Genomic DNA, 12,419 nt, shown 5'->3' with positions numbered 1-12,419 from the left:
GATGCCCGCCATGCACTTCACCGTCCGCTGGCCGGACGCGACCGAAACCCGCTGCTACTCGCCGTCGCTGGTGATCAAGGACTACTTCGCGCCGGGCAGCCGTTACCCGCTGCCCGATTTCATGCGCTCGGTGCGCGAGGCGCTGCACATCGCCTCCGAGCGGGTGCGCGCGAAGTACGGCTTCGCCTGTTCGGCCGCGATGGACCAGCTGGCCGATCTCGAACAGCGCGCCGCCCGCTGGGGCGACGACCCGCAGCAGCACATCGATCTGGTCAGTTTCGACGAATGATCGCCGCAAGGAGAACGCCATGAGCACCCCCGAATCCATTCCCCACCTCCCGGTCATCATCGTCGGCGGCGGCCAGGCCGGCCTGTCGATGAGCGCCTGCCTGCAGCAGCGCGGCATCAACCATCTGGTGCTGGAGAAGCACAGCGCGCTGCACGTATGGCGCACCCGGCGCTGGGACAACTTCTGCCTGGTCACGCCGAACTGGCAGTGCGCGCTGCCCGGCCACCCGTACGACGGCCCCGAGCCGCACGGCTTCATGAAGAAGGACGAAATCAATGCCTGGCTCGACGCCTTCCGCCGCAAGGTGAATCCGCCGCTGCGCGAAGGCGTGACCGTGCACCGCGTGACGCCGCGGCCGGACGGTGGATTCCACGTATCGACCTCGGACGGCGAATGGACCGCCGACCAGGTGGTGGTGGCCAGCGGCGGCTATCACCTGCCCATCGTGCCGCGCATGGCCGAGCGGCTGCCGGCCGGCATCGTGCAGCTGCATTCCGAGCAGTACCGCAACGCCGGTGCGCTGCCGCCGGGCGCGGTGCTGGTGGTCGGTTCCGGCCAGTCCGGCGCGCAGATCGCGGAAGACCTGCATCTGGCCGGACGCACCGTGCATCTCGCGGTGGGCGACGCGCCGCGCTGCGCCCGCTTCTACCGCGGCCGCGACGTGGTCGACTGGCTGGCCGACATGGGCTACTACGACATGCCGGTCACCGCCCATCCGCTGCGCGAAGGCGTACGCGACAACACCAATCACTACGTGACCGGCCGCGACGGCGGGCGCGACATCGACCTGCGCCGCTTCGCGCTCGAAGGCATGCAGCTGTACGGCCTGATGCAGGACTACCGCGACGGCCAGCTCCGCTTCGCGCCCGGCCTGCGCGACGCGCTGGACAACGCCGACCGCATCTACAACGGCATCAACGCCGCCATCGACAAACACATCGCCGACCGCGGCATCGCCGCGCCGCCGCCTTCGGTCTATGAGCCGGTGTGGCAGCCGGACGCGGAATGCGCCGAGCTTGATCCGGTCGCCGCAGGCATCACCAGCATCATCTGGTGCATCGGTTTTTCGCCTGACTTCCGCTGGGTGGATGCGCCGGTGTTCAACGGCCGCGGCGATCCGGTGCATGTGCGTGGCGTCGCGCAGCAGGCCGGCCTCTACTTCCTCGGCCTGCCCTGGCTGCACACCTGGGGCTCCGGCCGCTTTTCCGGCATCGCGCGCGACGCCGGCTTCCTCGCCGAGCGCATCGCCGCGCGACAGTCACAGCCGCAGGACGAACGGGTGCTGTCATGCTGATGGACCGCGCCGAACGGCTGCGCCCGGCCAGCGCGCTGCAGCAGCACTACCGCGCCGGCATGCCGCAGCTCGGCCTGTACGGCCTGTCGGAAAACTGGCTGCTGAAGGAATGCGGCCACCTGCACTGGCTGGCGATCGCGCAGGCGCACGGCCGGGCACTGCCGGAATTCGCGGACGAGGCCGGGCACAAGAGCTATGCCGCGCTGACCGCGCTGCATCTGCACGAGGCGCAGCTGGACGCGGTCACCGAGAACGCGACGTTCTCGCTGGCGGTGCGCGCCACCTCGCCCGGCCGCGCCCAGCACTTCAGCACCCAGACCCTGCGCACCGGCACGCTGCGTGGCGCGCGCGTCGAACTGCTGTCCGCCTTCATACGTCGCGCAGCCGGCAGCAACCGCAGCATCGTGCGCGCCCCGGTCGGCGGCGACAGCACGGCGGTCGAGGACCGCACGCTGTCCGACGCCGCGCTGTCGCTGCAGGCGCGCGCCCGCGTATTCCGCACCGGCGGCGGCGTCGGCCGCCTGGGCCTGCAGCCCGCACACGGCGGCGCACTGCGCAGCGCGGTCTTCACGCCCTGCCCGCACAACGATTTCAACGGTGCCGGCCTGCTCTACTTCGCCAGCTTCCAGGCGCTGGCCGACCGCGCCGAACTGGCGTGGCACGGCCTGCGGCCGGCGCTCACGGTCGAGCGCGAACTGTATTTCTACGGCAACATCGATCCGGGCGAGTCGGTGCGCGCCGAACTGCTGGCCGAGCGTGAGGACGGCGACGAGTACGCGCACTGGATACGCCTGAGCCGCTGCGCCGACGGTGTACGCATCGCCGACGCCCTCACCCGCAAACGACGAGTGGCCTGATGGACAAGACCGCCCAGCACTGGCTCAAGCGCATCCGTGCGAGCAACAAGCCGGCCTATCTGCTGATCGCCGACCTCATCGCAGAGGACGTGCGCAGCGGCCGGCTGAGCCCGCGCGACCGCCTGCCCGCGCTGCGCGATCTGGCCGACGCGCTCGAACTGAACTACACCACGGTGGCGCGCGGGTACGCCGAAGCGCGCAAGCGCGGCCTGATCGACGCGCGCGCCGGCATGGGCTCCTTTGTCCGCGGCAGCACGCCCGGCCTGGCGCTGCGCGGCGGCAGCGCGGCGGAAATGACGATGAACCTGCCGCCCGAGCCGCAGGATCCGGCGCTGCTCGCCCATCTGCGCGACAGCGCGGCCGAGGTGATGGCGCAGTCAGACTGGAACGATCTGCTGCGCTACCAGGACTTCGGCGGCTCACGCGAGGACCGTGCGGCCGGCGTGCACTGGCTGCGCCAGCGTCTGCCGCTGTGCGCCGCCGAGCGGGTGCTGGTGTGCCCGGGCATCCACAGCGCGCTGACTGCGCTGGTGTCGCTGCTGGCGCGGCCGGGCGAGACGATCTGCGTCGAATCGCTGACCTATCCGGGCATCAAGGCCATCGCCACCCAGCTCGGCGTGCAGCTGCACGCGCTGCCGCTGGACGACGACGGCCCCAGCGCGGAAGCCTTCGAGCAGGCCTGCCGCACGCTGAAGCCGCGCGCGCTGTACTGCAACCCGACGCTGCTGAATCCGACCACCGGCACGGTCACCCGGGCACGGCGCGAAGCGCTGGTCGATGTCGCGCTGCGCTACGCCATCCCCATCATCGAGGACGACGCCTACGCCATGCTGCCGCGCGAGGTGCCGCCGCCGCTGGCCACGCTGGCCCCGGCGCTCACCTATTACATCGGCGGCCTGTCGAAGTGCTTCGGCGCCGGGCTGCGCACCGCCTACGTGCATGCCCCGGGGCCGCGTCAGGCCGAGCGGCTGGCCGGTGCGCTGAGAGCCACCACCGTCATGTGCTCACCGGTCACCAGCGCGCTGGCCACGCGCTGGATCACCGACGGCACTGCGGACACGATGCTGGACGCCATCCGCTCGGAATCCGCCGCACGCCAGGCCATCGCAGCACGACTGCTCGGCCGGCACCGGCTGCGCGCGCAGCCGGAAAGCTTCCACCTGTGGCTGCCGCTGGATGGCGAAACCTCCATCGTCGAATTCGCCTCCGGCCTGCGTGCTCGCGGCGCGGCGGTGGTGGCCAGCGCCGCCTTCAGCACCGACGGGCTGCCGCCGGACGCGGTAAGGGTCTGCCTCGGCGGACCGAGCTCGCGCGCCGACTGCGAAATGGCGCTCGGCCTGATCGCCGATGCGCTGGAGCACCCGCTGCGTCCGCACGTCGGCGTGATGTAAGGGCCACTGCGGCCCGCTCACGGCAGCAGGAAGCGGCTGTCCGCGAACGCGGCCGCCGTCGCGTCATCGGTCCGCGCCACCGTGATGCGCACAGGGCGGGCGCCGCGCTCGCCCTCATCCGCTGCCGATACCGTCAGCTGCAGGCTGGCGAGCCGGTTGGCCGGTACGCGCAGCCGGTCCGGCCCGGCCACGCGGACGCCGGGCAGACCGTCGACCGTCACCACGACATCCGCCTCGTCCCCGGCCAGATTGGCCACCTTGAGCAGATACACGTTCTCGATCCGGCCATCCGCCGCCTCACGCGCCAGCACGCTGCGGTCGCGCAGCACGTCCACCCGCAGCGCCGGCCGGTTCGCCAGCAGCCACAGCGCCGCACCGGCGCACAGCGCGATCAGCGCCGCATAGACGGCGACCCGGATTCGCGGGCGGCGCAGGTCGCGACCCGCGAGCTGATGTTCAGAGGCGAACCGGATCAGCCCGCGCGCACGGCCCACCCTGTCCATCACGGTGTCGCAGGCATCGATGCACAGACCGCAGTTGATGCAGGCGTACTGCACGCCGTTGCGGATGTCGATGCCGGTCGGGCACACCTGCACGCAGATCGTGCAGTCCACGCAGTCGCCGGCGCCCTGGCTGCGCGCCGATGCGCGCGGCTCGCCGCGCCGCCGGTCGTAGCCGACCTGGCGGGTATGCGCGTCGGTCATCACGCCCTGGAAGCGCGAATAGGGGCACATGTGCTGGCACACCGATTCGCGCGCAAAGCCCGCCTGCAGACAGGTGAAGGCGGCGTAGAACACCAGCCAGAAGCCTTCCCACATGCCGACGTCCCAGGCGGTGAGGCGCGGCAGCAGATCGCGTATCGGGCTGAAGTAGCCGACGAAGGTGATCGCGGTCCATGCCGCCAGCGCCCACCACAGCGCGTGCTTGACGCCCTTCAGCGCGATCTTGCGCGGCCCCCACGGTGCCGCGTCCAGCGCGCGTCGCGCCGCCGGCCTGCCTTCGATGCGCGCCTCGATCCAGGTGAACATCATCGTGTACACCGTCTGCGGACAGGCGAAGCCGCAGAACAGCCGGCCGGCCAGCGCGGTCACGAAGAACAGCGCCAGCGCCGCGACGATGAGCACGAAAGCGAACAGCAGCGCGTCCTGCGGCCACAGCACCCGGTCGAACAGGTAGAGCCGCTCGTGCGGAATGTCCATCCACAGCGCCGGCCGCACCGTGTCGCCGTCGCGCCAGGGCAGCCACACGCCGCCGTAGAAAACGAGCTGGGTGAGCCAAACCATGGCCCAGCGCCAGGTGTTGAAGCGCCCGGACACCGCGCGCGCATGCACCGTGCCCGGGCGGGGGTGAAAGGTGAGCGGCACGGCGCGGACCACGCCCGCGCCGCCCGCCAGCGTCGTATCGGTGTTCATCTGCAGGCTCCGGAAAGGGATGCCGGCAGTACACCCGCCGCGGGCGGACAGGAACAGATTCAGCGGAGTTGATTCACTTCAGGCACAGATGCGGAGTGCAGGTTCGGGCCGTGGATCAGCTCGTCGCCGCCAGCGGATGCGGGATGCCCTGGTCGCCATAGGTGCGCACCACCTGAGCGATCACCACCTGATAGCCCTTGAGCCAGCGCGCCTGCAGCTGCTTGGCCCGGATGTGCTCCGGGTGCTGCATCAGCGCCTGCAGCGCCTCCATCGAGTCCCAGTAATAGACGTTCGAGATCAGCCCGGTTTCAGCGTTTTCCCAGGCTTCCTCACCGAGATAGCCGGGAATGGCGCGGGCGACCCCGGCGATGACCGCGTCCAGTGCGTGAAACGCATCGTCGTACTGGCCTTTGGCGAAGGTGAAGGTGGAGGTGAACATGTCGTCGAAAGATGAATGAGGGCAGCAGCAAGGGGGCCGCCGGGCAGCGGTCATGACAGGTGAACGGAATCCGGCACCGAACGTATCACGACCGGGCCGTGCGGTCGGCTTCGGTCATCCAGTCCTGCTGGCGCCGCCGGATGACCGGCTGGCAGGCGATGCTGCGAACGCTGGGCGCAGTCACCCCTGCAGTGCGATCAGCCGCCCCAGCTCGCGCACTGCCGCCCTCCTCGCCTCCGTATCCGGATGCCCGAAGTTCAGCCGCACGAAATTCCGGAACTCCCGCTGCGCCGAGAACATCGGTCCGGGTGCGATGCTGATGCCTCGGGCCAGTGCTTCGCGGTGCAGCGCCAGCGTGTCGCAGTCCCCCGGCAGTTCCAGCCACAGGAAGTAGCCGCCTTCCGGTTCGGCCATGCGGGTGCCGGCCGGGAAGTGGGCTTCGACGTCGGCCACCAGTGCGGTGAGCTGGGTGCGCAGCGCGGCGCGCAGGGTGCGCAGGTGACGGTCGTAGCCGGCCTGCTTCAGGTAGTCGGCCAGCGCGTGCTGCAGCGCGACCGGCGTGGCGAGGCTGAATGACAGCTTCTGCCGGCGGATGGCGTCGGCGTAGCGGCCGGCGGCGACCCAGCCGATGCGGAAGCCGGGCGCCAGGCATTTCGAGAACGACGATACGTGCATCACCCGGCCGTCGCGGTCCAGCGCCTTGCTGCACAGCGGCGGCTGTTCGCCGTGGTGCAGTTCGGCATACACGTCGTCCTCGATCAGCGGCAGATCGTGGCGCTCGAGCAGCGCCATCAGCGCGCGCCGGCTGTCGTCGGGCACACAGGCGCCGGTCGGGTTGGCGTAGTTCAGCATGAACAGGCAGGCGCGCACCGGGTGGGCGTCGAGCACCTGTTCGAGCGCGGCAAGGTTCACGCCTTCGCGCGGATGGCTGGGCACTTCAACCACCTTGAGCCCGAGCCGCTCGGCCGCCTGCAGGCCGGCGTAGAAGGTGGGCGATTCGACCGCGATCAGGTCGCCCGGCCGGGTGACCGCCTGCAGGCAGAGGTTGAGCGCTTCCATCGCGCCATGGGTGACGATGATGTCGTCCGGCGACACCCGTGCGCCCTGGCCAAGGTAGCGCAGCGCGATCAGCCGGCGCAGTTCCGGATGGCCCGGCGGCAGGTCGGTCAGCGTGTCCTGCGGCTTCATGCGGCGGGCGGCGGCGGCCAGACAGCGGCCGAGCCGGTCGAGCGGAAACAGTTCGGGCGCCGGAAAGCTGGAGCCGAGCGGCACCACTGCCGGATCGCGCACGCTGTCGAGGATTTCGAAGATGAAATCGCTCACCTGCAGCGCACTCGAACGCCGGCCCGGCGCGCTCATGGCCGGTTCGGGCAGCGCGCGGCCGAGGCGGGCGCGCACGAAGTAGCCGGAACGCGGCCGCGCCTCGATCAGGCCACGGCTTTCCAGCAGCGCGTAGGCCTGGGTGACGGTGATCGGGCTCAGGCCGTTGGCCTGGCAGGCCTGACGCACCGACGGCAGCCGGTCGCCCGGGCGCAGCACGCCGTCGGCGATCTGCCGGGCGGTGCGGTCGGCGAGGTCTTCGTAGAGGGTCATCGCAAATGAAAACGGCGCCCGCAGGCGCCGTTCGCGTTCAGGTGACGATCAGAACGGAATGTCGTCGTCCATGCCGCCGAAACCGCCACCGGACGATGCCGGCGGTGCGGACGGCGCGCTCTGCGGGCGGCTGGGCGCCTGACGCGGGGCCGACTGGCGCTGCGGCGGGGCCTGATCGAAATCGTCGCCACCGCCGTAACCGCCACCACCACCGCCGTATCCGCCACCGCTGCCGCCGCCTTCACCGCCGGCGCCCTGACGGCTGCCCAGCATCTGCATCTGTTCGGCGCGGATTTCGGTGGTGTAGCGGTCCTGGCCTTCCTTGTCCTGCCACTTGCGGGTGCGCAGCGAACCTTCGACATACACCGGCGAGCCCTTGCGCAGGTACTGACCGGCGATTTCGGCCAGCCGGCCGTAGAAGCTGACGCGGTGCCACTCGGTCTGTTCCTTGCGCTCGCCGGTCTGCTTGTCCTTCCAGCTGTCGGTAGTCGCCACCGTGATGTTGCAGATGGCGTCGCCGTTGGGCGCGTAGCGGGTTTCCGGATCGCGGCCCAGGTTGCCGACGATGATGACCTTGTTCACTGAAGCCATGATTTTCCTCCCGCGAGATGCGTGAATTTGGTTTCTGACAGCGGCGCCGGGCACCGGAAAGGCGCCGCACCATTATTCCATATGAATCTCAGGCAGCCGCCGGCGCGTCCAGCAGCCGGCGTACGCCCTCTTCGTCCCACAGTTCCAGATTCACCTTCAGATACGCCATCCGGCGATCCCGTTCAACACTGGCTTCGCGGACGCCCGGCAGTTCGAGCAGGCGCTCGCGCAGCCACTCGATATCGACATGATCGCCGACCGCGTATTCGCGCAGGGCCACCACCGGCGGCGGCTGCATGCTGCGCGCCCACAGCCACCAGGCGATCGCCAGCGCGATGCAGAAGCCGAACACGCCGCTGGCGCCGAAACGCAGCGCGATCGCGCCGCCGATGGCGCTGCCGGTGGCGGCGCCGACCGACTGCGCGGTATTGAACACGCCGAGCGCAGCGCCCTTGGCGGCCGGCGGCGCGATGCGTGACACCAGCGAAGGCAGCAGCGCCTCAAGCAGGTTGAAGGCGATGAAGAACACGAACAGGCCGCCCACCAGCACCCACATCAGGCCCACCTGCGCCAGGAAGACGAACTGCGAGGCGATCAGCGTGACGATGGCCGCCAGGAAGACGGTTTTGACCCGCGCGCGCTTTTCCGCCCACACGATGGCCGGCACCATGACGACGAAACTGGCCAGCACGATGGGCAGGTAGAGCGTCCAGTGCTCGGCCACCGGCATCCCCATTACCTCGACCAGCGCCAGCGGCACCATCAGGAACATGGCCATCTGGACCATGTGCACCGTGAACATGCCGAAGTTGAGCCGCATCAGCTGCCGGTCGGCGATCACCCGCGCGAACGGCGTGGGCTTCACCTCGGGCGCGTGATCCGGGTCGGGCACCACCTTCAGCAGCAGCGGAATCGCGGTCAGCGCCAGCACCGCGATGAACAGGAACATGCCGTCCATGCCCACCCAGCCGTACAGCGCCGGCGACAGCACCAGCGAACCGGCGAACACGAGGCCGATGGTCGATCCGATCATCGCCATCACCTTGGTGCGGTGCTGGTCGCGCACCAGATCGGCGGCGAGCGCGGTCACCGCGGCGGAAATCGCGCCGGTGCCCTGCAGGATGCGGGCGGCGATCATCCAGTGGATGTCCGGCGCCCACATCGCCAGCAGGCTGCCCGCCGCATACAGCAGCAGACCGATGACGATGACCGGCTTGCGGCCGAAGCGGTCGGAAGCGATGCCGAACGGAATCTGCATGAAGGCCTGAGCGAGACCGAACACGCCGAAAGCCAGACCGGCCATGAAGATGTTGTCGCCGCCGGGCAGCGTCCGCGCGAACACCGAGAACACCGGCAGCACGAGGAAAAGGCCGAGCATGCGCAGCGCAAGAATGAAGGCCAGCGTGACGCCCGCACGCCATTCGGTGCGGGTCATGCGGTCTTTGATCGGGGGAGTCATGGCTTGCAGGGAAAGAGGCAGCCCGGATTCTAGCAAGCGGCAGGGGCCTGCGCACCGCGGGCGCGCACCGCGACGCTCGCCTTTCCTGGCGAAATGGGTTTTCATAGCCGGTTCGCTGTGAACCGGGCTGGCTGATGGACTGGATACGCATACGCGGTGCGCGCACCCACAATCTGAAGAACGTCAATATCGACATTCCGCGCGACCGTCTGACGGTGATTACCGGGCTGTCCGGCTCCGGCAAGAGCTCGCTCGCCTTCGACACGCTGTACGCCGAAGGCCAGCGCCGCTACGTCGAATCGCTGTCCGCCTACGCGCGCCAGTTCCTGCAGCTGATGGAAAAGCCGGACGTGGACCTGATCGAGGGCCTGTCGCCGGCGATCTCGATCGAACAGAAGGCCACCAGCCACAATCCGCGCTCCACCGTGGGCACGGTGACCGAAATCCACGATTACCTGCGCCTGCTGTTCGCCCGTGTCGGCACGCCGCACTGCCCGGAACACGGCGCGCCGCTGGCCGCGCAGAGCGTGTCGCAGATGGTGGATGCGGTGCTCGCCATGCCGGAAGAAAGCCGCGTGGCCATCCTTGCGCCGGTGGTGAGCGAGCGCAAGGGCGAACAGACCGAACTGATCGCCGACCTGCGATCGCGCGGCTTCGTGCGGGTACGGCTGGACGGCAAGCTGATGGACATCGACCAGCTGCCCAAGCTGGACAAGAACATCAAGCACTCGATCGACGTGGTGGTCGACCGCCTGAAAGTGCGCGCCGATGCGCGGCAGCGGCTGGCGGAATCGATCGAAACCGCGCTGCAGCAGGCGGAAGGCCGGGCCATCGCGCTGGACATGGACAGCGGCGCCGAACAGCTCTTTTCCGCCCGCTTCGCCTGCCCGGTGTGCGGCCACAGCGTGGCCGAGCTGGAGCCGCGCCTGTTCTCGTTCAACAACCCGGCCGGCGCCTGTCACAGCTGCGACGGCCTGGGCATGGTCACCTTCTTCGACCCGGCGCGCATCGTCGCCCATCCGCACCTGTCGCTGGCCTCAGGCGCGATCCGCGGCTGGGACCGGCGCAACCAGTTCTACTTCCAGCTGCTGGCCAGTCTGGCCACCTTCTACAGATTCGACGTCGATACGCCCTGGGACCAGCTGGACCCGAAGCTGCAGCACACGGTGCTGAACGGCTCCGGCCAGGAGCGCATTCCCTTCCGCTACCTGTCGGAATCCGGCCGCACCACGGTGCGCGAACACGCCTTCGAAGGCGTGGTGCCCAATCTGGAGCGGCGCTACCGTGAAACCGATTCGGTGGTGGTGCGCGAGGAACTGGGCAAGTACCGCAATACAAAGGTGTGCCCGGACTGCCAGGGCACGCGGCTGCGCTCGGACGCGCGCCATGTGAAGGTGGGCGGCCACACGCTGCCGCAGCTGGCGGCGCTGCCGCTGCGCGCCTGCCAGCAGGTGTTCGAGGGACTGGAACTGGATGGCGCGCGCGCTGCCATCGCCGCCCGCATCATGCGCGAGATCGCGGCGCGGCTCGGCTTCCTGATCGACGTCGGGCTCGACTACCTGAGCCTGGACCGCTCGGCCGAAACGCTGTCCGGCGGCGAGGCGCAGCGCATCCGTCTGGCCAGCCAGATCGGCTCCGGCCTGACCGGCGTCATGTACGTACTCGACGAGCCGTCGATCGGCCTGCACCAGCGCGACAACGCGCGCCTGCTGGGCACACTGAACACGCTGCGCGACCTCGGCAATACCGTGGTGGTGGTCGAGCACGACCAGGAAGCGATCGAAATGGCCGACCACGTGGTGGACATGGGCCCGGGCGCCGGCCAGCACGGCGGCCAGGTGATCGCCCAGGGCACGCCGGCCGACATCGAGGCGTCGGAAGACAGCCTGACAGGCGCCTACCTGTCCGGCCGCAAACAGATCGAGGTGCCGAAGAAGCGCACCCAGCCGGGGGAGGCCTGGCTGCACGTGCGCGGCGCGCGCGGCAACAATCTGCGCGGCGCCGACGCGTCGATTCCGCTCGGCCTGATCACCTGCGTGACCGGCGTGTCCGGCTCCGGCAAGTCCACGCTGATCAATGACACGCTGTACACCGCGGCCGCCCACCATCTTTATGGCTCGGCCGCGCTGCCGGCGGCGCATGACGCGATCGAGGGGCTGGAACAGTTCGACAAGGTGATCAATGTCGACCAGTCGCCGATCGGCCGCACGCCGCGCTCGAACCCGGCCACTTACACCGGCCTGCTGACGCCGATACGCGAGCTGTTCGCCGGCACGCCGGAAGCGCGCTCGCGCGGCTACGGCCCGGGCCGCTTCTCGTTCAACGTGAAGGGCGGCCGCTGCGAAGCCTGCCAGGGCGACGGTCTGGTGCGGGTCGAAATGCACTTCCTGCCCGACGTGTTCGTGCCCTGCGACGTGTGCAACGGCAAGCGCTACAACCGCGAAACGCTGGACATCCGCTACAAGGGCAAAACCATCCACGAAGTGCTGGGCATGACGGTGAACGAGGCGCGCGAGTTCTTCGACGCGGTGCCCACGGTCGCGCGCAAGCTGGAGACGCTGGTCGAGGTCGGCCTGGGCTACATCGGTCTGGGCCAGAGCGCCACCACGCTGTCCGGTGGCGAGGCGCAGCGGGTGAAGCTGGCGCTGGAACTGAGCAAGCGCGACACTGGCCGCACGCTGTACATCCTGGACGAACCGACCACCGGCCTGCATTTCCACGACGTGGACATGCTGCTCGGCGTGCTCTACCGGCTGCGCGACGCCGGCAACACCATCGTCGTGATCGAGCACAATCTGGACGTGATCAAGACCGCCGACTGGATCATCGACCTCGGCCCGGAAGGCGGCGCCGGCGGCGGAGAGATCATCGCCAGCGGCACACCGGAACAGGTGGCCGCGGTCGAGCGCTCGCACACCGGCCACTACCTGGCGCCGCTGCTCAAGCCGCGCAAGGCGACGACGCGACGGAAGTAAGCGGACCGGCGCCTGCCGCGATTACGGCCCGGGCATGGAGACAGCGTCTGATCGGACGCCCCATCGCGGCGAGGCGCCGCTCCCACGGGTCTCGGGCAACGACCCGGGCGAGTTTTTCG

Annotated in this window: 10 protein-coding genes; 5 read left to right on the top strand and 5 right to left on the bottom strand. The window is 69.4% G+C overall.

Translation table 11 applies throughout. The features are described 5' to 3' along the window. The first annotated feature begins 10 nt into the window (after window positions 1-10). Genes METUNV1_RS19220 through METUNV1_RS19205 form a run of 4 tightly spaced genes read left to right on the top strand, consistent with a single transcriptional unit; the run spans window position 11 to window position 3,831 of the window. Window positions 11-289 (top strand): MSMEG_0570 family nitrogen starvation response protein, encoded by a 279-nt coding sequence (locus METUNV1_RS19220; RefSeq protein WP_232416291.1) that lies wholly within the window; start codon window positions 11-13, stop codon window positions 287-289. 19 nt (window positions 290-308) lie between these two features. Beyond that, entirely contained in the window at window positions 309-1,583 is a 1,275-nt protein-coding gene (locus METUNV1_RS19215; protein WP_008064714.1) for an MSMEG_0569 family flavin-dependent oxidoreductase, read from the top strand. Then, on the top strand, window positions 1,577-2,440 hold the full coding sequence (locus METUNV1_RS19210) for a Pnap_2097 family protein (RefSeq protein WP_051165312.1): 864 nt from the start codon (window positions 1,577-1,579) through the stop codon (window positions 2,438-2,440). The genes METUNV1_RS19215 and METUNV1_RS19210 overlap by 7 nt, the downstream gene beginning before the upstream one ends. Beyond that, window positions 2,440-3,831: an aminotransferase-like domain-containing protein gene (locus METUNV1_RS19205; protein WP_008064710.1), complete on the top strand. Its 1,392-nt coding sequence runs from the start codon at window positions 2,440-2,442 to the stop codon at window positions 3,829-3,831. Before METUNV1_RS19210 ends, METUNV1_RS19205 begins: the two co-directional genes overlap by 1 nt. Window positions 3,832-3,848: 17 nt before the next feature. Here the strand turns inward: METUNV1_RS19205 and ccoG are convergent, their stop codons facing one another. From ccoG to METUNV1_RS19180, 5 genes are all read right to left on the bottom strand, one after another. Continuing rightward, window positions 3,849-5,243, bottom strand: coding sequence for a cytochrome c oxidase accessory protein CcoG (gene ccoG / locus METUNV1_RS19200; RefSeq protein WP_008064708.1), 1,395 nt, complete (start codon window positions 5,241-5,243; stop codon window positions 3,849-3,851). Between the two features lie 115 nt (window positions 5,244-5,358). Next, window positions 5,359-5,682, bottom strand: a complete 324-nt coding sequence (locus METUNV1_RS19195; protein ID WP_008064706.1) for an antibiotic biosynthesis monooxygenase family protein — start codon at window positions 5,680-5,682, stop codon at window positions 5,359-5,361. 180 nt (window positions 5,683-5,862) lie between these two features. After that, complete coding sequence (locus METUNV1_RS19190; protein ID WP_008064704.1) at window positions 5,863-7,275, bottom strand: aminotransferase-like domain-containing protein; 1,413 nt, start codon at window positions 7,273-7,275, stop codon at window positions 5,863-5,865. 48 nt (window positions 7,276-7,323) lie between these two features. Beyond that, the gene (gene ssb / locus METUNV1_RS19185) at window positions 7,324-7,866 is read right to left on the bottom strand and encodes a single-stranded DNA-binding protein (protein ID WP_008064702.1); all 543 of its coding nucleotides are present in this window, start codon (window positions 7,864-7,866) and stop codon (window positions 7,324-7,326) included. Window positions 7,867-7,954: 88 nt separating this feature from the next. Beyond that, entirely contained in the window at window positions 7,955-9,301 is a 1,347-nt protein-coding gene (locus METUNV1_RS19180; protein ID WP_008064700.1) for an MFS transporter, read from the bottom strand. A gap of 158 nt (window positions 9,302-9,459) precedes the next feature. Between METUNV1_RS19180 and uvrA the strand changes: the two genes are divergently transcribed. Next, window positions 9,460-12,300, top strand: coding sequence for an excinuclease ABC subunit UvrA (uvrA, locus tag METUNV1_RS19175; RefSeq protein ID WP_008064688.1), 2,841 nt, complete (start codon window positions 9,460-9,462; stop codon window positions 12,298-12,300). Window positions 12,301-12,419: the final 119 nt, after the last annotated feature.

The sequence above is a fragment of the Methyloversatilis universalis FAM5 genome, assembly GCF_000214035.2.
In the GTDB taxonomy this organism is placed as follows: Bacteria; Pseudomonadota; Gammaproteobacteria; order Burkholderiales; family Rhodocyclaceae; genus Methyloversatilis; species Methyloversatilis universalis.
This window is presented reverse-complemented; position numbering and strand designations above follow the sequence as displayed.

Bases quoted from the DNA above. Each gene is read 5' to 3' on its own strand.
- METUNV1_RS19220 (WP_232416291.1), top strand. From the start codon at position 11: ATGCACTTCACCGTCCGCTGGCCGGACGCGACCGAAACCCGCTGCTAC.
- METUNV1_RS19215 (WP_008064714.1), top strand. From the start codon at position 309: ATGAGCACCCCCGAATCCATTCCCCACCTCCCGGTCATCATCGTCGGC.
- METUNV1_RS19210 (WP_051165312.1), top strand. From the start codon at position 1,577: ATGCTGATGGACCGCGCCGAACGGCTGCGCCCGGCCAGCGCGCTGCAG.
- METUNV1_RS19205 (WP_008064710.1), top strand. From the start codon at position 2,440: ATGGACAAGACCGCCCAGCACTGGCTCAAGCGCATCCGTGCGAGCAAC.
- ccoG (WP_008064708.1), bottom strand. From the start codon at position 5,243: ATGAACACCGATACGACGCTGGCGGGCGGCGCGGGCGTGGTCCGCGCC.
- METUNV1_RS19195 (WP_008064706.1), bottom strand. From the start codon at position 5,682: ATGTTCACCTCCACCTTCACCTTCGCCAAAGGCCAGTACGACGATGCG.
- METUNV1_RS19190 (WP_008064704.1), bottom strand. From the start codon at position 7,275: ATGACCCTCTACGAAGACCTCGCCGACCGCACCGCCCGGCAGATCGCC.
- ssb (WP_008064702.1), bottom strand. From the start codon at position 7,866: ATGGCTTCAGTGAACAAGGTCATCATCGTCGGCAACCTGGGCCGCGAT.
- METUNV1_RS19180 (WP_008064700.1), bottom strand. From the start codon at position 9,301: ATGACCCGCACCGAATGGCGTGCGGGCGTCACGCTGGCCTTCATTCTT.
- uvrA (WP_008064688.1), top strand. From the start codon at position 9,460: ATGGACTGGATACGCATACGCGGTGCGCGCACCCACAATCTGAAGAAC.